Origin of the sequence: Nonomuraea sp. CA-141351, from assembly GCF_050944675.1 — a bacterium.
Lineage (GTDB): Bacteria > Actinomycetota > Actinomycetes > Streptosporangiales > Streptosporangiaceae > Nonomuraea.
The window spans coordinates 7,951,194-7,969,265 of sequence record NZ_CP191982.1; the positions used below are offsets into that span (position 1 = coordinate 7,951,194).

Here is an 18,072-nt window from a genome sequence, read left to right on the forward strand (position 1 = left end):
GTCTGGGCTACTTCTTCATCACGGGCCCCAAGAGCACGATGGCGTCCTGACCATCACCGTCCCGAACGGAGACACACGCATGGCGCATGATCAGATCAGTGTCGAGACCCGGCGAGGCGTCGAGAAGCTCCTGCAGTTCTCCGCAAACGTGGGAGGGCTGAACGAGGACGACGTCCTGGCCGTCCTGCGCGCGGCAGGCATCACCACCCTGGAGTCCCTGGTCCAGCACGCCCTGGCGGTGCCACCACCTGCCCAGCCTCAGCCCCTCGACTCCTTCCGTCTTCTCGCGCCCGGTCTGCCGAATGCCGTCGAGCCTTCGGCACCGCTGTCTCATCGGGCCCCACAGGTAGCCGTGATCGTCGATGGCGTCGAATACGACCCGGCAGATATCACGCGCTTCGACGGACAGATACTGACCTTCGTGGCCGACGGCTCTGATGACCGGATCCTCGCCTACACCGACGATCGGCCACTGCGCGCGGCGGTCTGGGCAGCCGCCACGATCGGCCGGTCAAGCACGGGCATAGGCACCGGCACGCGTGATCACATGCGCAGAGCCACCCGGCCGCCCACAATCGGCGAGGTGCAGATGTTCGAGCATCACTTCTACGGCGGCGACTGGTTCTGGCTAGGCGCGCACCAGGGATGGCCTGACCTGACCGAGGTCAGGCACGGCTCCTGGCCCGGATCCGACTGGAACGACACCATCAGCTCGATCGGCGCGACCAATTGCCTGGTGTACTACTTCGAGCACATCAACTACGGCGGCATCAGACTGTATGGCACACCCGGCATCGACATACCCGACCTGGAACGCATTGGCTGGAACGACCGCATCTCCTCGGTCGCCAACTACGGTCCCATCGGCGGCTAGAGCACCATTGCCGCTGTGGTTCGCAAAGTTCTCCGGCGGCGTCCCAGAGCCCAGACCGGCAAGAGCCTCAGCGATCTTGACGGACCGGCCGGACCTCGTGCCCGCCACCAGGAACGGGTGGCAGGCACGAGGCGGGATGGCGAGACCGGGTCAGGGCGGGTGAGCCACTTCTTGATTCCGCCGCCGACGCTTTCCAGCAGGTACTGGTGAGCTCCGTTGTAGGCGACATCGCCGGCCACGACGAGGCCGATCGATGGCACGTGCAGGACAGTGGTGTCGTCGTCCACATCCCACATTTGCTCGCGCCCTTCGGTCGTCTGCTTGTGCATCAGCCGGATGGTGCCCTCGGTCGCATACGGCACGGCGCCGGGGAATCTTCGCATCAGTAGATCGGTGCCGAACCAGTGGTCGCCGTGCCCGTGAGTGGCGTAGATATAGGCCAGCCGTTTGCCCCACTGCTCAATCCAGTCGCCGACCGCGTGCACCTGCTCGCGCGTGAAGGGCGGGTCGACCAGCACAGCCTCCGTCTGGCCCAGGATCAGGGTGGATGCCAGTGGCGAGGATACGATCGGACCTCCGTCGGGCAAGCGCATGGATTGTTGCCGGCGCACTCCGTCGGAAACCAGCACGTCATAGCGCAGCTCCGTCATGTCCCACCTCCTGGCTCTGTGACGACTCGCCGCGCACCCAATTCCCGCTACATCTTTCCGGGAAAAAGGAACACCTTTCCCTGCCTGCCCTTCTGCTCTGCTTGGGCTACGGCGTCACCGATCTCGTCGAGAGAGTATTTACGCCCGAGGGAGGTTTCAATAATTCCCTCGCGCATGAGCGAAGCGATATCCTCCCCCAGCTGCTGTCGTTCTGCGTCGGTGAGTCTCGGGAGCCAGTAGCCGAGCCAGAAGACCTCCAGAACACGGCGGCCCGCCAAAATGTAACGCGGATCCTGACCGATCCGGATCGGCTCCCCCGTCAGGGAGCCGTAGACCAGCATGCGTCCATCCTCATGGAGTGCCTGGAAAATCTGGGTGCCGGTTTCTCCAACCACCGGATCGATGGCGTACTTGACGCCTTCCGGCCCGACGACGCTCCGGACCTGTTCGTCGATCGGCCCCTCGGTGGACACGATGACGGCGTCGGCTCCCAGGCGTTCCAGTTCGGCTGCCGCTTCGCGTCTGCGGACGATATTCACGGTACGGATGCCATCGAGCTTGGCCAACCTGATGACCATGCGTCCCAGTTCGGACCCTGCCGCGGACTGGAGGAGCCACTCACCTCCAGGGACCGCCAGCACTCGGCGGACCATGAGGATCGCGGAGGCCGGATTGATGACGAAGGAGGCCGCTTGCTCATCGGGAATCTCATCGGGAACCGGGAACAGGTCGCCCGCGGGGACGACAGCATATTCCGCCCAGTTTCCCCCTTGACCATTGACGACCGATAGCCGCTGTCCGATGGCCAGGTTTTCCACCCCAGGCCCGACAGCGTCCACGACGCCGACGCCTTCAAATCCGACCGGCGCTGGAAACCGGGCTTCGACGCCTGCGTAGTATCCCCGTACATAGAGGAGATCAGACGGGTTCACCGGAGTCGCCAGAATACGAACCCTTACTTGCCCGTTCCCCGGCTCCGGGAGAGGCACGTCCTCGGTTTCGAGAACCTTGGATGGCTCACCATGGTGAGCGATTCGGACAGCTCTCATCCCTCAACCCCTCCGGATCGGACGCCTCTTCAGGTCCGGCGTCGTAAATGAATGATCACTTACGGTAGCCGGCGTCGCGTCGCCGACATCCTCGATCACGGACGTCACCACTTCCACCGAAGAAGCGAATGCCCCTTACAGGCCACTACTCCCCTGAAGACCACTCCTTACACGCAGGGTGAGGGTCCCCCGAGCCGGGATGCCGGTCAGCCTTTGGCAGATCTGGCCGAGCCCCTCGCGGCGACCCAGTCTGCCAGTCGGGCGGCCTGCTCGTCGGTCAGCATGCGTCGACCAGCACCGCGTCCCGCTCGCCTGTGATCAGCGTCGCCGTGATCGGCGACCACATGCGTCGAGGCAGGTCGGGCGGCAGGTCTGAGATCTCCGTCGGGATCGACGGTGCTGTGTGGACGCTCCAGCTCAGCGGTGCGCCACGCGTGATCATCTCTTCGGATTCCTCTGTGGCTTTGGCTCGGAGTCATCGCGAAAAGCTCCCGCACCGAGGGCGAGTTCGGAGCCTCGGAGTGCGGCCCCGTCGCGCGGGACGATGACCCCTGGAGCGGCCAGGGGGCGATCCCCGGCTCGAAGGTACCTACCCGGGACACGTTCACGCCCCTGATTTCGTCTTGCAGACTCACATCACGCTCAACCGCCTCGACCAGTGGAACGCGAGCAACGGCCATGGAGATGCCATCGCGGCCCTGAGCGACATCTGACGGCCCGAGAAACGCCCGAAACCCGACTACTGTTGCTCCGCATGACCCACACCAAGATCGAGATCGGCGCGGCGTTCGTTCGGGATCTGCTGCGGGACCAGCACCCCGACCTGGCCGATCGCCCTTTGCGGCTCGGCGCGCGCGGCTGGGACAACCAGCTGTGGCGGCTCGGCGACGACCTCGCCGTCCGGTTGCCCTGGGCGACGCAGTCTGCGGACGCGCTGCTGCTCAAGGAGCACACCTGGCTGCCCGCCCTCGCCCCGCGCCTTCCACTGCCGGTTCCCGTCCCGCAGCGCCTCGGTGAACCCTCCGCTCTGTTTCCACGACCCTGGATCGTCACCACCTGGGTGCCGGGCGACCCCGCCGACCGCGCCCCCGTCACACGCGCCGCGGAGGCTGCCGACGTCCTGGCCGCTTTCCTGACGGCTCTGCACCAACCCGCCCCCGATGAGGCGCCCGCCGGCCGCTTTGGCCGCGGAGGGTCGCTGGCCGGCTGCTCTGAGGGATTTACCAAGCAGCTCGCCTCGGCCACTGAGCTGGGGCTCATCCCCGACCCGGACGCCGTCCGCGCGGTCTGGGAAGACGCCGCCGCCGCGCCCGGCTGGGCAGGCCCGGCGCTATGGCTCCACAGCGACCTGCATCCGGCCAACATCCTCACCGCGGACGGCACCTTCTGCGGTGTGATCGACTTCGGCGACCTCTGCGCCGGCGACCCGGCCTGCGACCTCGCCGCCGCTTGGAATCTGCTGCCGGACGGCACCGCCGACCGCTTCCATGCCGCCTACCAGCCGGCCCCGGACGCCGCGACCCTGCGCCGCGCCCGCGGATGGGCGGCGCTCCGCGCCCTCAGCGGCATCCTCATCGGAGAAGCCGGCGTCCGCGGCCGCCCAGGCGGCAAGCCCACCTGGGGCCCACCCGCCCACGCCGCACTGCGACGCCTCACCGCAACGGCCCACCGCTGATCAATCGCCTTCCCCACACGCTCGCATACCTTCGCTGCCCAACTCCGCCTCCAACCTGAGCGTCCGGACGGGGTGCGCGACGCAGACCTCCGACCACTGTGCCCCCTTTATGCGTCGCATATATCGGGACTTATCCAGAACCCTCAGATAAGAATCTCGCTGCTATCAGCGCATATGTGGTGAATCGTGATGGATTTTGTAGGTTTCTTTTCTATTAATTGGCTCTTGACTGCCATAAACATCCAATGTTAACTGCGCGTGACATGCCCGTCCTAACCCCCCAAAGGTGAGCATGGTGAAGAAGTTGTTACGGTCCTTCCCTCTGCTGGCGCTCATCGGCGCGTTGCTGTCCGGGACTCCCGCGCTGGCTTCGCCGACCGACGCCGCGTTCGACCAGTCCACGGGAACGCTCGACGTCGACAACGCGGGCTACCTGTCCAAACACGACATCGTCTACAACAGGCCCAACACCAACCCGCTGTACGGCATGACCGTGGGCAACGGCCGTACCGGAGCGATGGTCTGGAGTCAGAACGGGCTGACGATGCAGACCTCGGGGGTGGACCTGTCCCAGCAGTCCGCGTTCGCGGCGGGGCTGGTCAACCTGGCCACCAGCCCCGGCATGGACACCGGATACACGACCTTCCAGCAGCGGCTGTCCCTGTACGACGGCACCCTCACCACCAAGTACGACTCCAACCGCACCGTCACCGTCATGGGGTCGCCGAACTCCGAGGTGATGGGCATCCACGTGGACGACAGCCGAAGCGGTGTCTCCAACGTGGCCCTGACCCTGAGCATGTGGGACACCGCGAACCTGCCGAACAGCGGCGACGTGCCCGACCTGAACACCTGGAAGACCGTCTCCACCTTCGCCGACGCGAGCGCCGCCGGCCTGAGCCGGGGGCAGAGCGACGCCAACGGGTTCGGCTACACGCTGGCCGCCACGGTCGAGGGCGCGAGCTACTCCACCCAGGTCGTCGACTCCCGCACGGTACGGCTCACCATCACGCCCACCTCCAGCTACACCATCTGGTTCACCGCGGCCGGCCGGGTCAACGCCCCCAACCGCGACTCGGTGGCGCAGGCCCGCAACCAGCTCGCCGCCGTGAAGTCCACCGGGTACGCGACCACGTTCACGAACTACCGCAACTGGTGGCACTCCTTCTGGGCCAAGTCGTTCGTCCAGTATGCAGGTCTCTCCGGCGACGCGGACTACATGGAGAACGTCTACTACCTGTCCACGTACATGATCGCCGCGGGCGGCTACGGCAACTACCCGTCCCACTTCATCAACGGCGTCTTCAGGGCGACCCAGGACAACACGAAGTGGAGCAACGCGTACTGGTACTGGAACCAGCGTGACGTCTACCTGTCCTTCCTCGCCACCAACCATCCCGACCTCATCGACAGGCACAACAACCTGTACGCCAGGAACTACACCGCCCTGAAGTCGTACACCCAGACGCGGTACAACGTGGACGGCCTGTGGGTGCCGGAGACCATGGGCTGGGACGGCAACGCGCGCGGCACGATCAACAGCGACTACACCAAGAACATCCTGTCGACCGGCTACGAGGCCGCCTACAGCATGTACATGCGGTATCGGTACACCAACGACGCGAACTACCTGCGCGACGTGGCCTACCCGTTCATGCGTGAGACGGCGAAGTTCTACTCGGCCATGCTCTCCCACGACGCGGCCACGAACACGTACTACATGGCCAACTCCAACTCGCACGAGACGTACTGGAACGTCCGCAACGCGATCACGGACCTGGCCGCCGTGCGCAGCATCTTCCCTCTGACGATCGAGGTCAGCCAGCAGCTCGGGGTGGACGCGGGGCTGCGGTCCACGTGGCAGAACGTACTCGATCACCTGGTGCCCTACGTGGTCTCGAACGGCGCCTACCAGCCGCACCAGCCGCCGATCTCACAGACCAGGAACAACGAGAACGTCTCCGCCGAGCTGATCTGGCCGTACGACGTGACCGGGATCGGCTTCCCCGACTACCAGACCGCGGTCAACACCTGGAACCAGCGGCCCTTCCCCTACGGCAACGTGTGGTCCAACGACGCCGTGCAGGCCGCCCGGCTGGGCCTCGGCGACCAGGCCTACAACGGCATGAAGACCATGCTGCAGAAGTACCAGAACTACCCGAACGGCATGACGAACAACACCAACGGCGTCTTCGAGTACCTCGGCGTGCACCTCACGGCGCTCAACGAGTCGCTCATGCAGAGCTACAACGGCAAGATCCGGGTGTTCCCCGCCGTGCCGGCCGACTCCTCGTTCGTCGGCAAGTTCACCCTGCTGGCCAAGGACGGCCTCCTGGTCAGCTCCGAGCGGGAGGCCGGCGAGGTCAAGTACGTCGGGCTGAAGAGCGTGTACGGCAAGCAGGCCACCGTGGTCAACCCGTGGGGCACCCAGCAGGTCCGCGTCCGCCGTACCTCCGACAACGCGACCATCGCGACCAGCTCGAGCGCGGAGATCGGCTTCGCCACCGCCGCCGGGTCCGTCTACGTGGTGGAGCGCACCGCGAAGCCGCTCAGCTCCTACACCACCACCCGGCTCGCCGGCACCGCCAATCAGGGTGTGAAGTCCCTGAGCGGCACCGCTTCCACCCTGGGCCTCCCGACCGGGTCAGCACCGTCCGGCACGGTCAGCCTGCGCTCGCGTGCCAACAACATGTACGTGACCGCGGAGAACGCCGGCGCCCAGCCCCTGATCGCCAACCGCACGGCGATCGGCGGCTGGGAGCAGTTCGACCGCGTAGACCTCGGCAACGGCAACATCGCCCTCAAGGCCAGGGCCAACGGCAAGTACGTCACCGCCGAAAGCGCCGGAGCACAACCGCTGATCGCCAACCGCGACACCATCGGCCCCTGGGAGACCTTCCAGCAGATCAGCAACCCCGACGGCACCATCAGCCTCAAAGCCCAGGCCAACGGCAAATACGTCTGCGCCGACAACGCAGGAGCCGCACCACTCATCGCCAACCGCGACGCCATCGGCCCCTGGGAATCCTTCGACCTGATCACCAACTGATGGCCGTCGTGGCGCGCCGGCTCACCCCGGCGCGCCACGACACAGGTCAGCCTGCTTTCCGCACGGACAGGCGGGCGATGAGCGCGTCCGTGTCGCGGGCCAGCACCTGGCGGATCTCCTCCACCGTCACCAGCGCCTGGTCCACCGCCTTGGCCCGGAAGCCCTCGAGCGCCTTGACGGTCCTGGCGTCGTTGCCCGATCCCTCTGCCTTGCGCACCTTCGTGAGCTCGGCCTGCAGGGTGTTGGCGGCCTTCTGGCTGAGCCGGCCCGTCGCGCGGAAGCGGTCGACCAGATTGCCCAGGTCACGGGTCGACGTGGTGACGCCGAAGGTGACCGTCTGCTCGGTCGCGTTGCCCGCGCTGTCGGTGGCGGTCACCTTCAACGCGTGGATGCCGAGCTTCAGCTCGTACAGGGCCCGCAGGAGGCCCGACTGGTAGGGGGCGTCGTCCAGCCGGCCGGCCAGCGTCTTGACGCCGGAGGTGCTGTCCACCGCCTCCCAGCTGATTCGCAGATCCTGGCTGTCGCCGTAGATCTGGCCGTCCGAGATGCCGGAGATCAGCACGGTCGGGCGGGTGCCGTCGAGCTTCAGCGTGGCGGCCTTCTCGGTCTCGACGTTGCCTGCCTTGTCCTTGGCCCGGTAGGCGAGGGCGTGCGTGCCGTCGCCGGAGACGTTCACCGGCTCGGTGTACGGCTTCCAGCCACCGTCCGTCGAGGTTGTACTCGATGGAGGCCACGCCGGAGGCCGGGTCCGTCGCGGCCAGGGTGACCGGCACCGCGCCGCCGTGCCAGCCGTCGTCGTTGGCGGGCGCGAACTGGGCGGTGGTCAGCGGCGCAGTGGCGTCCTTCTTCACCTGGACGGTGCCTTCGCCGATGTTGCCCGCCTTGTCGGTCGCCCGGTAGCCGACCTTGTGGTCGCCGTCGGCGGCCAGGCTCACCGGCTCGGTGTAGACGGTCCACGGCCCGCCGTCGACGCTGACCTCCGTCTTGGCGATACCCGAGGGGTCCGCGGCGGTGACCGTCACCGAGACGCTGGAGACGTACCAGCCGGCGGCGCCGTCGGGAGTCGCCGGGGTGGTGGCGGCGAACACCTGCGGCGGCGTGGTGTCGAGGGCGCAGTCGCCCTGGGCTACGCCGGTCGCCCAGCGGATGCCGCCGACGAGCAGCTGGGGGCGGTGTTGCCGACCGTGATGATGACGTCGGCGCTGCCGGTGCCCCCTTCGGGGTCGGTGACCGTCAGCGTCGCGGTGAAGGTGCCGTTCTCGGTGTAGGTGTGGGTCGGTTTGGCCTCGGTCGAAGTGCCGCCGTCGCCGAACGCCCAGGAGTAGGTGAGCGCGCCGCCCTCGATGTCGGCGCTGCCCTCGGAGGAGAAGGCGACGGTCAGCGGCGCCTTCCCGGAGGTCTTGTCCGCGGATGCCTTGGCGACGGGCTTGTGGTTCGCGCCGCCGCTGTACTCGACGCGGTAGAGCGCCTGGTCGCCGGCGTCGGTGCCGTAGTCGAGCACGTACAGGGCGCCGTCCGGCCCGAAGGCCATGTCCATCACCTGGGTGCCGGTCCAGGGGAAGGCGCTGATCTCACCCGGCGAGCCGTCCGCCTTGACCTCGATGGCCTTGATCCAGCGGCGGCCGTACTCGCCGGCGAAGAACCTGCCGTCCAGGTACTGCGGGAACTTGATCGGGGAGTCGAGGTCGGGGTCGTAGCGGTAGACCGGCCCGCCCATGGGTGACTCGGAGCCGCTGCCGAACTCGGGTGGTGAGCCGGCGTCACCGTACTTGATCCAGCTGGGCTTGGCGGGCGGCAGCTGGGCCAGGCCGGTGTTGCGGAAGGAGTTGTTCGCCGGGCCGCCCGCGCAGTCGTACTTCGCCCCCGAGGGGCCGCTGGGGAAGGTGTACTCGTTGTAGGTCTCGCCGGTGGTGTTGGTGCCGGTGCAGTACGGCCAGCCGTAGTTGCCCGGGCCGGTGATCCGGTCGAACTCCACCTGGCCGCCGGGCCCCCGGCCGGGGTCGGCCGAGCCCGCGTCCGGGCCGTAGTCGCCCAGGTAGACGATGCCGGTGGCCCTGTCCACGCTCATCCTGAACGGGTTGCGGAAGCCCATGGCGTAGATCTCCGGCCGGGTCCTGGCCGTGCCGGGCGGGAAGAGGTTGCCCGCCGGGACGGTGTAGGTCCCGTCCGCCTGCGGCTTGATCCGCAGCAGCTTGCCGCGCAGGTCGTTGGTGTTGCCCGACGAGCGCTGCGCGTCGAACTGCGGGTTACGGTCGGTGCGCTCGTCGAGCGGCGAGAACCCGCTGGACTCGAAGGGGTTGGTGTCGTCACCGGTGGTCAGGTAGAGATTGCCCGCGGCGTCGAAGTCGATGTCGCCGCCCACGTGGCAACACTGACCGCGGTCGTTGGGCACCTCGAGCACGACCTTCTCGCCGGCCAGGTCGAGGGTGCCGTCCGCCTTCAGCGTGAAACGCGACAGGTTCAGGTGGCCCTTCCACGGCGCGAAGTCGGCCTCGGTGCCGGTCACGGGGGCGTCCCCGTCCGGGGTGCTCAGCCTGGGGGAGTAGTACAGGTAGACGAAGCGGTTCGTGGCGAAGCCGGGGTCGACGGCCACGCCCTGCAGCCCCTCCTCGTCGTGGGTGTAGACGTCGAGCTTGCCCGCCACCTTGGTCGCGCCGGAGGCGTCGGTGAGACGCACCGTGCCGTCGCGGGCGGTGTGCAGCACCGACCTGTCGGGCAGGACGGCGAGCGACATGGGCTCGCCCAGTTCGGCCGGCCCGAGGGCCAGCTGTACCTGTTGGTAGTCGCCGGGTGGGATGTCCATCGCCGCCTGGGCCGGGGTGGCGGTCAGGCCCGTGACCGCCGTGAGGGTCAGCAGGGCGGCGGTGGATAACCGCGATGCCCAGCGTGGCGTACGGAGTGACATGAGGATCCTTCCTGACTTGGGGGGACGTCAGGCAAGGCGCGCGCCGCCACGCTTTTTGCCACTTTCTTGCGGTACTGCGGTGTGGCGGAGGGTGCTGTCTCCGCGGTCGAGGCCGTCAGCGAGCTGTCGGCCGGGGGGGAGGATCCATGATCGAGGTTGGGTCGTCGATGAGTTGGTTGACCACGACGGTCGCGGCGCCCCGGGAGGCGGCGCCGAACCCGAGGTCGGAGGCGACGAAGCGGCATCGCGCGGCGGGGCCGGCCACGGCCAGCCGTTCCAGCTCCGCCTGGGCGTGCGGCAGCAGCCACGGGGCCAGTGCCGCGAAGTACCCGCCGACGACGATCACCCGAGGGTTGAACAGGTTGACCACGATCGCGCCGCCGAGTCCGAGCCAGCGGCCGGCCTTTGAGGCCGCCGCCAGCATGCGGGGGTCTCCCGCGGTCAGGCCCCTGGCCATCTCCGCGACCCGCTCCTCCGGATCGGGCACCGGCGAGCCGGGCAGCTCGTACGCCTGCTCCGGCATCGCCGCGCGGACCAGCGCCGCCAGGCCGACCTTGGTCTCCCAGCAGCCGATCCGGCCGCAGCCGCACCGCTCGCCGTACGGGTCGACCGGCAGGTGCCCGACCTCTCCCGAGAAGCCGTCCGCGCCGCGCAGCAGCCGGCCGCCGGCCACGATGCCGCCGCCCACGCCGACCTCGCCGGTGAGGTAGACCAGGTCGGGCGTGCCCGCGGCGACGCCCGAGGCGTGCTCGGCCAGCGCGGCGAGGTTGGCGTCGTTGTCCACCGTCACCGGCACGCGGACCGGGCCGAGCGCGTCGGACAGCCGGTCCGCGAGCGGCAGGTCGTGCCAGTCCAGGTTGGGCGCGAACGTCACGACGCCGCTCGCCGCGTTCACCAGGCCGGCGACCGCCACCGCGAGGCCGGCCGGGGCGGCTCCCGCACGTTTCATGGCCGTGACGGCCTCGCCGGCCACCAGGCAGAGCCGGCGCAGCGCGCGATCCTGGCCGCTGCTCATCGCGTCGAAGACGACCCGCCGCTCGACGAGGGCGCGGCCGCTGAGGTCGGTGCCGTGCGCCGCGATGTAGTCGACGTTGATCTCCATGCCGAGGGCGCCGACGTGCGCGCCGTGCAGCGCCACCGCGCGCCTGGGGCGGCCGATCGCCCCCGCGTGCTCGACGCCTACCTCCCGCACCAGCCTCCGGTCGAGCAGCTCGGCCATCAGGTTGGAGACGGTGGCCCGGTGCAGGCCGGTCGCCTGCGCGATGTCGGCCCGCGACAGCGAGGCGTGGTCGCGCAGCTGGCGCAGCACGAGCGAGAGGTTCGCGCGGCGCACCGAGACGGAGCCGACCGGAGGACCCGGGCGGGCGAGGTACGGCTCGTCCGTCACCCTTCACCTGCCCTTTATTTGTCTCCAATATCAATTAATGAAGGTTGTAACACCAAGATGTCCACGTCCGCACCCCCGAGGTGGATAACGAATTGGCAACGCGCTGCTCCGCCGCAGGTCACCCAGAGAATTCGGGCGCGTTTCCAGACCGTTACAGAGCTTGAAACGTTTTTTCACTTGTTTCATCCCGTAATGGATGCTTTTAATTCGGCCAGCCATGCAAACTAATTAGGGAGCGGCGTGCACCACAGCAAGGCGGACGGGCGCACCACCGACGTGAAGGGTCGCGTCGGCTCCGTGGGCCTGCCCGCGGACCAGGCCACGGTGCGCCGCTCCAACCTCGCTCTGGTGCTGCGCCACGTCAGCGAGCACGGGCCGTGCTCCCGGTCGGCGGTCGCCGTCCAGACGGGCCTGAACAAGACCACCGTCACCAGCCTGGTGAGCGAGCTGCAGGCGCGCGGGCTGCTCAAGGAGACGGGCCCGCAGCACGCGGGCTCCGTCGGCCGCCCGAGCCTCGCGCTCCTCCTGGACGGCTCGCGGGTCGGCGCCCTCGGCGTGGAGGTCAACGTCGACTACATCGCCGCCTTCGCCACCGACCTGGCCGGACGGGTGCTGATCGACCGGCGGTTCGGCTTCGACGCCATGGGGTCCAGCCCCGAACGCTCCCTGGACGAGCTGACCCGGGTGATCGAGCGGGCCCTCGCCGACCTCGACCGGCTCGGGGTCGCACCGGCCGGGATCACCATCGCCGTCCCCGGGCTGGTCGACAGCACGGGCATCGTCGTGGTGGCCCCGAACCTCGGCTGGCACGGGGTGGCGGTGACCCAACGGCTGGCACGCGCGGACATCCCCCCGAACGTGCCGATCGCGGTGGACAACGACGCCAACCTCGCCGCGCTGGCCGAGTACACCTCGGGCGTCGCGGCGGGCACGTCCGACCTCGTCTATCTCACCGGCGAGGTGGGCATCGGCGGTGGTGTCATCTCCGGTGGCCGGCCGCTGGGTGGCGCGGACGGGTTCGCCGGCGAGGTCGGCCACGTCATGGTCGACCCGTCCGGCGAGCAGTGCGGCTGCGGCCGCGTCGGCTGCTGGGAGACCAAGGTCGGGCTGGCGGCGCTGGTGCGCATGGCCACCCCCGACCACGCCTACGGAAGGAGCCGGCAACTCGTCCGCGATCCGGAGGAACGGCTGGCCGAGATCGAGCAGCGGCACGCCGAAGGGGATCCCCGGGTCGACGCGGCCGTCACGGAGGTCGGCCGGTGGCTCGGACGCGGGTCCGCGCTGCTGGTCAACCTGTTCAACCCACGAGTCATCGTGCTGGGCGGCTACTTCGCCCGGCTCGCCGACCGCCTCATCCCCGTCGCCCACGCGGAGCTGCGCCGCATAGGCATGGCCGCTCCCGCCGAACGGTGCCGGTTCGTCGCCTCCGACCTCGGCTTCGGCGCCGCCTCGCGCGGAGCGGCCGGCGTCGTCGTCGAACGGGTGCTGGCCGACCCCACCACCATCGCCATCCCCCCGTCCCCCTGAGCCCTCGCATCCACCTCCACGTCCCGCCCGGCGGCGGGACACTCGCCCTCGCTGAACGTCCCGCCCGCCTGATCGGGCCGCCCGGTGCCGCGCCCGCATCGTTGACGCCGACCTCGGTGCTGTCGCGGCGGTGCTAACCGGCGCCGTCAGGCGGGCGGGATCCCCACATCCCTCCGGAGGCCCCTGTGCCGCAGTCATCCCCCGGCTCGGCGTCCCTCCTCGTCATGCGAGGAATCGTCAAGCAGTTCCCTGGCGTGCGCGCCCTGGACGGCGTCGATCTCGACGTCCGCGCCGGCGAGGTGCACTGCCTGCTCGGCCAGAACGGCGCGGGCAAGTCCACACTGATCAAGATCCTCGCGGGTGCGCACCAGCCCGACGAGGGCAGCATCACCTTCGACGGCCGGGAGGTGCGGCCGGCCAGCCCGACGGCGGCGATCCGGCTCGGCATCTCCACCATCTACCAGGAGCTCGACCTGGTGGACGGGCTCAGCGTGGCCGACAACGTCTTCCTCGGTCACGAGCCCGCCCGGCTCGGCTTCGTCAGCCGGCACGAAGCCAACCGGGCCACCCGCGAGCTGCTGACCAGGCTCGGCCACGGCGAGATCCGTCCCACCACCGAGGTGGGCCGTCTCTCCCCGGCGGCCAAGCAGGTGGTGAGCATGGCGCGGGCACTCTCGCACGACACCAAGCTGATCGTGATGGACGAGCCGTCCGCGGCCCTGGCCCACGACGAGGTCCGCAACCTCTTCCGCATCATCAGGGAGCTGACCGCCCAGGGTGTGGCGGTGGTCTACATCTCGCACCGGCTCGAGGAGATCCGCGAGATCGGCAACAGGGTGACCGTTCTTAAGGACGGACGTACAGTCGCTGTAAGTTTGTCCGCCCAAGATACGCCTACAACGCAAATCGTCACACTCATGACGGGCAGGAACGTCGAGTACGTCTTCCCGCCCCGACCGTCCCGCGAGCCCGGCGAGGAGGTGCTGCGCGTGGAGGGCCTGAGGGTGGCCGGCCGGGTCGAGGACGTGTCGTTCTCGGTAAGAGCCGGAGAGATCGTCGGGCTGGCCGGGCTGGTCGGCTCGGGCCGGTCGGAGATCATCGAGGCCGTCTACGGCGCGCGCCCGTTCTCGGGACGGGTCTTGATGGAGGGCCGCCCCGTCCCGGCGGGCGGCGGCACCACCGGCGCGGTCCGGCGCGGCATGGGGCTCGCCCCCGAGGAGCGCAAGGCCCAGGCGCTGCTGCTGGGCGAGAGCGTCGCCCGCAACATCACGCTGGCCAGCCTGGACCGCTACTCGCGGCTGGGCTGGATGGACCGGCGGCGCGAGAACGAGGACGCCCGCGACATGGTGCGCACGCTGGACATCCGGCCGGCCGACCCCGACCGGCCGGTCGGGACCCTGTCCGGCGGCAACCAGCAGAAGGCCGTGCTGGCCCGCTGGCTGGTCGACCACCGACGGCTCCTGCTGCTCGACGAGCCGACCAGGGGTGTCGACGTCGGCGCCAGGGCCGAGTTGTACGCGGTGGTGCGCCGGCTCGCCGACCAGGGGATCGGGGTCCTGCTGGTCTCCAGCGAGGTGCCCGAGGTGCTCGGCCTGGCCGACCGGGTACTGGTCATCAGGCGGGGGCGGCTCATCAAGGACAGCGACGCCCGGGACCTCCGCGAACACGACATCCTCGACATGATCATGGAAGGAAGCCCGGTATGAGCGAGCCTTCGACACCCGCGCTGGACGAGCGCGCGGCCGCGCCGGCATCCGCCCCCAGGGGCGGATCCCGGCTCAAGCTGGGCGAGATCCGCCACCTGGGGCTGATCGTCGCCCTGGGACTGCTGGCCGTGGCGGGCCTGGTCACGGTGCCCGACACCTTCGCCACCGCCTCCAATCTGGTGAGCATCCTGTCCCTGGCCGCGACCATCGGCGTGATCACCGTCGGGGCCACCTTCGTGATCATCGGTGGCGGGATCGACCTGTCCGTCGGCGCCGTGATGGCGCTGGCCTCCGTGTGGGCGACCACGCTGGCCACCCAGTCCTACGGACCGTTCGTGATGATCATCTGTGCTGTGCTGGTGGGCACCGGGGCCGGATTGATCAACGGGTTGCTGATCGCCTACGGTCGGCTGGTACCGTTCATCGCCACCCTGGCGATGCTGGTGGCCGCCCGCGGCCTGGCGCAGCGCATGTCGGACCGCAAGACGCAGCTGGTGCAGCAGGGCAACGAGGCCATCGTGGACCTGTCGACCACGCGTGTGCTGGGCATCCCGCTGCTGGTCTACGTCTTCGCGGTCGTGGTGGTGCTGGGCTGGGTGCTGCTGAACCGCACGACGTTCGGGCGGCGCACGTACGCGGTCGGGGGCAATCCCGAGGCGGCCCGGCTGGCCGGCATCGACGTGCGCCGCCACACCATGCTGCTCTACGCCCTGTCGGGGCTGTGCTGCGGCATCGCCGCCGTGCTGATCATGGCGCGTACGACGACGGGTTCGTCCACCCACGGCGACCTGTACGAGCTCGACGCCATCGCCGCCGTCATCATCGGCGGCACGCTGCTCACCGGGGGCCGCGGCACGATCATCGGCTCCATCCTCGGCCTGCTGATCTTCACCTTGATCACGAACCTGTTCATCCTCAACGGGCTCAACACCAGCGACCAGCTGATCGCCAAGGGCCTGATCATCGTGGTGGCCGTGCTGCTCCAGCGGCGCGCCCTGCGCTCACCCGTCTGACCCGACACCCCCCTCGCAAGGAGAAAGTCACATGTCCACTTCTTTACCGCGCCGCGGCTTCCTCGTCGGCGGCGGCGTCGTCGGGGTCGGCGCCCTGGTGAGCGCGTGCACGAGCAACGAGCCGGCCGCGACGTCGAGCAGCGCCGCCGCACCTGCGCCCGCCGCCACCGCGGGCAACGACGCCCCCGGCGAGAAGGTCGTCATCGGCTTCTCGGCGCCCGCGGCCGATCACGGCTGGATCGCGGCCATCACGAAGAACGCCCAGGACGCCGCGAAGCAGTACTCGGACGTGGAGTTCAAGCCGGTCGAGCCGACCAACGACATCAACGCGCAGATCAGCGCGGTCGAGTCGCTGATCGCGGCCAAGGTGGGCGCGCTGGTGATCCTGCCCAACGACGGCCAGCAGCTCAACCAGATCGCCCGCCAGGCCACCGACGCGGGCATCCCCGTGGTCAACCTGGACCGGGTCTTCCCCGACAAGTTGTCGTACCGGACCTGGATCGGCGGCGACAACTACGGCATGGGCGTCGCCGCCGGCCAGTTCATCGGCAAGCGGCTCAAGGACAAGGGCGCCTCCAACCCTGTGATCCTGGAGATCCAGGGCATCGCCACGCTGCCGCTCACCCAGGACCGCAGCAAGGGCTTCGCCGACGCGCTCAAGACGTACGGGTTCAGCGTGGCCGCCCAGCAGGACGCGCAGTTCACCGTGGAGTCCGGCACCAAGGTGGCCACCAACCTGCTCCAGGCGCACAAGAAGATCGACGCGATCTGGAACCACGACGACGACCAGGGCATCGGCGTGCTGGCCGCGATCAAGGAGGCCGGACGCAACGAGTTCTTCATGGTCGGCGGCGCCGGATCGGCCAACGCCATGCGCGACATCCAGGCCGACACCGGGGTGCTGAAGGCCACCGTCACCTACAGCCCCACCATGGCCGCCTCGGCGATCAAGCTGGCCCGCCTGATCGCGCAGGGCAAGGGCATGAGCGACCTGCTGGAGAAGCAGGTGCCGCAGTCGATCACGCTGGCCTCGGAGACCGTCACCAAGGAGAACGCGGCCCAGTACCTGCCACTGGGATTCGAGTCATGACCGCGTTCCTGGAAACGATCGCCACCGGCACCGTCCCGGAGCCGTCCTTCGACGACGGCCCGCGGGGGCAGCGGGTGCTGGGCGCGGTCGAGGCGAGCGCGGCTCAGGGCAGCCGCCTGATCCCCGTGGAGGGTTCATGACCAGGCCGATCACTCTGTTCACCGGCCAGTGGGCCGACCTGCCGTTCGAGGAGGTGTGCCGCCTGGCCTCCGAGTGGGGCTTCGACGGCCTGGAGATCGCCTGCTGGGGTGACCACTTCGAGGTCGACAAGGCGGTGTCCGACGACTCCTACGTCGAGCGCCGGCTGGAGCTGCTGGCCAAGCACAACCTCAAGGTGTGGACGATCTCCAACCACCTGGTCGGGCAGGCCGTCTGCGACAACCCGATCGACGAGCGCCACAAGGGCATCCTGCCCGCACGTGTCTGGGGCGACGGCGAGCCCGAGGGAGTGCGGCGGCGTGCCGCAGAGGAGATCAAGAACACCGCCCGGGCCGCCGCCAAGCTGGGCGTCGGCACGGTGGTCGGCTTCACCGGCTCGTCCATCTGGCACACCGTGGCGATGTTCCCGCCCGTGCCCGCCTCGATGATCGACGCCGGTTACGCCGGCTTCGCCGCGCGCTGGAACCCGATCCTCGACGTCTTCGACGAGGTCGGCGTGCGCTTCGCGCACGAGGTGCACCCGAGCGAGATCGCCTACGACTACCACACCACCGTGCGCACGCTGGAGGCGATCGGCCACCGGCCCGCCTTCGGGCTGAACTGGGATCCCTCCCACATGGTGTGGCAGGAGATCGACCCCGCCGGGTTCATCCTGGACTTCGCCGACCGGATCTACCACGTCGACTGCAAGGACGCCAAGGTGCGCACCGGCGACGGCCGCCGCGGCCGCCTGGCCTCGCACCTGCCCTGGGCCGACCTGCGCCGGGGCTGGGACTTCGTCTCCACCGGGCGCGGCGACGTGCCCTGGGAGAACTGCTTCCGCGCCCTGAACGCCATCGGCTACGACGGCCCCATCTCGATCGAGTGGGAGGACGCGGGCATGGACCGGCTGCACGGGGCGCCCGACGCGCTCGAGCTGATCCGCGCCTTCAACGCGATCACGCCGCCCGCCGCAGCCTTCGACGCCGCCTTCTCCGCCGAATGACCC

The 18,072-nt window shown here is 68.9% G+C and carries 16 protein-coding genes and 2 pseudogenes; 10 read left to right on the forward strand and 8 right to left on the reverse strand.

The genetic code is table 11. The features are described 5' to 3' along the window. Positions 1–79 precede the first annotated feature (79 nt). Positions 80–874: a hypothetical protein gene (locus tag ACQPWU_RS37515; RefSeq protein ID WP_433430182.1), complete on the forward strand. Its 795-nt coding sequence runs from the start codon at positions 80–82 to the stop codon at positions 872–874. On the opposite strand, the gene ACQPWU_RS37520 is transcribed toward ACQPWU_RS37515, so the two are convergent. From ACQPWU_RS37520 to ACQPWU_RS37530, 3 genes are all read right to left on the reverse strand, one after another. Continuing rightward, a complete protein-coding gene (locus ACQPWU_RS37520) occupies positions 871–1,524 on the reverse strand; it encodes an MBL fold metallo-hydrolase (protein WP_433430184.1) in 654 nt (217 codons plus the stop codon). The two genes, ACQPWU_RS37515 and ACQPWU_RS37520, sit on opposite strands and share 4 nt — an antisense overlap. Positions 1,525–1,571: 47 nt before the next feature. Then, on the reverse strand, positions 1,572–2,573 hold the full coding sequence (locus ACQPWU_RS37525) for a zinc-dependent alcohol dehydrogenase family protein (protein WP_433430185.1): 1,002 nt from the start codon (positions 2,571–2,573) through the stop codon (positions 1,572–1,574). Positions 2,574–2,850: 277 nt separating this feature from the next. Beyond that, complete coding sequence (locus ACQPWU_RS37530; RefSeq protein ID WP_433430187.1) at positions 2,851–3,015, reverse strand: hypothetical protein; 165 nt, start codon at positions 3,013–3,015, stop codon at positions 2,851–2,853. A gap of 312 nt (positions 3,016–3,327) precedes the next feature. On the opposite strand from ACQPWU_RS37530, the gene ACQPWU_RS37535 reads away from it, so the two are divergent. Continuing rightward, positions 3,328–4,248, forward strand: a complete 921-nt coding sequence (locus ACQPWU_RS37535) for an aminoglycoside phosphotransferase family protein (protein WP_433430188.1) — start codon at positions 3,328–3,330, stop codon at positions 4,246–4,248. Between the two features lie 292 nt (positions 4,249–4,540). Then, on the forward strand, positions 4,541–7,297 hold the full coding sequence (locus ACQPWU_RS37540; RefSeq protein ID WP_433430190.1) for a glycosyl hydrolase family 95 catalytic domain-containing protein: 2,757 nt from the start codon (positions 4,541–4,543) through the stop codon (positions 7,295–7,297). Between the two features lie 46 nt (positions 7,298–7,343). On the opposite strand, the gene ACQPWU_RS37545 is transcribed toward ACQPWU_RS37540, so the two are convergent. Beyond that, complete coding sequence (locus ACQPWU_RS37545) at positions 7,344–7,859, reverse strand: FIMAH domain-containing protein (protein ID WP_433445386.1); 516 nt, start codon at positions 7,857–7,859, stop codon at positions 7,344–7,346. Positions 7,860–7,892: 33 nt separating this feature from the next. Beyond that, positions 7,893–7,991: pseudogene (locus ACQPWU_RS37550) on the reverse strand (OmpL47-type beta-barrel domain-containing protein); the annotation flags it as partial. A gap of 29 nt (positions 7,992–8,020) precedes the next feature. Here ACQPWU_RS37550 and ACQPWU_RS37555 point away from each other — a divergent pair. After that, the gene (locus ACQPWU_RS37555; RefSeq protein ID WP_433430191.1) at positions 8,021–8,197 is read left to right on the forward strand and encodes a hypothetical protein; all 177 of its coding nucleotides are present in this window, start codon (positions 8,021–8,023) and stop codon (positions 8,195–8,197) included. Positions 8,198–8,220: 23 nt separating this feature from the next. Here ACQPWU_RS37555 and ACQPWU_RS37560 read toward each other — a convergent pair. The 3 genes and pseudogenes from ACQPWU_RS37560 to ACQPWU_RS37570 all read right to left on the reverse strand — a co-directional run. Beyond that, positions 8,221–8,385 (reverse strand): annotated as a pseudogene (locus ACQPWU_RS37560) (hypothetical protein); the annotation flags it as partial. Between the two features lie 38 nt (positions 8,386–8,423). Continuing rightward, a complete protein-coding gene (locus tag ACQPWU_RS37565; RefSeq protein ID WP_433430192.1) occupies positions 8,424–10,202 on the reverse strand; it encodes a PQQ-dependent sugar dehydrogenase in 1,779 nt (592 codons plus the stop codon). Positions 10,203–10,317: 115 nt separating this feature from the next. Continuing rightward, positions 10,318–11,589: an ROK family protein gene (locus tag ACQPWU_RS37570; RefSeq protein WP_433430194.1), complete on the reverse strand. Its 1,272-nt coding sequence runs from the start codon at positions 11,587–11,589 to the stop codon at positions 10,318–10,320. 240 nt (positions 11,590–11,829) lie between these two features. Between ACQPWU_RS37570 and ACQPWU_RS37575 the strand changes: the two genes are divergently transcribed. The 6 genes from ACQPWU_RS37575 (at position 11,830) to ACQPWU_RS37600 (ending at position 18,069) form a co-directional block, all read left to right on the forward strand. Continuing rightward, positions 11,830–13,116 (forward strand): ROK family protein, encoded by a 1,287-nt coding sequence (locus tag ACQPWU_RS37575; RefSeq protein WP_433430196.1) that lies wholly within the window; start codon positions 11,830–11,832, stop codon positions 13,114–13,116. 224 nt (positions 13,117–13,340) lie between these two features. After that, on the forward strand, positions 13,341–14,822 hold the full coding sequence (locus ACQPWU_RS37580; RefSeq protein ID WP_433430198.1) for a sugar ABC transporter ATP-binding protein: 1,482 nt from the start codon (positions 13,341–13,343) through the stop codon (positions 14,820–14,822). Continuing rightward, the gene (locus ACQPWU_RS37585; RefSeq protein WP_433430199.1) at positions 14,819–15,835 is read left to right on the forward strand and encodes an ABC transporter permease; all 1,017 of its coding nucleotides are present in this window, start codon (positions 14,819–14,821) and stop codon (positions 15,833–15,835) included. The genes ACQPWU_RS37580 and ACQPWU_RS37585 overlap by 4 nt, the downstream gene beginning before the upstream one ends. Positions 15,836–15,866: 31 nt before the next feature. Further along, complete coding sequence (locus tag ACQPWU_RS37590) at positions 15,867–16,925, forward strand: ABC transporter substrate-binding protein (protein WP_433430200.1); 1,059 nt, start codon at positions 15,867–15,869, stop codon at positions 16,923–16,925. Continuing rightward, positions 16,922–17,065, forward strand: coding sequence for a hypothetical protein (locus ACQPWU_RS37595; protein WP_433430201.1), 144 nt, complete (start codon positions 16,922–16,924; stop codon positions 17,063–17,065). Before ACQPWU_RS37590 ends, ACQPWU_RS37595 begins: the two co-directional genes overlap by 4 nt. Then, complete coding sequence (locus tag ACQPWU_RS37600) at positions 17,062–18,069, forward strand: sugar phosphate isomerase/epimerase family protein (RefSeq protein ID WP_433430202.1); 1,008 nt, start codon at positions 17,062–17,064, stop codon at positions 18,067–18,069. The genes ACQPWU_RS37595 and ACQPWU_RS37600 overlap by 4 nt, the downstream gene beginning before the upstream one ends. The last annotated feature ends 3 nt before the right edge of the window (positions 18,070–18,072 follow it).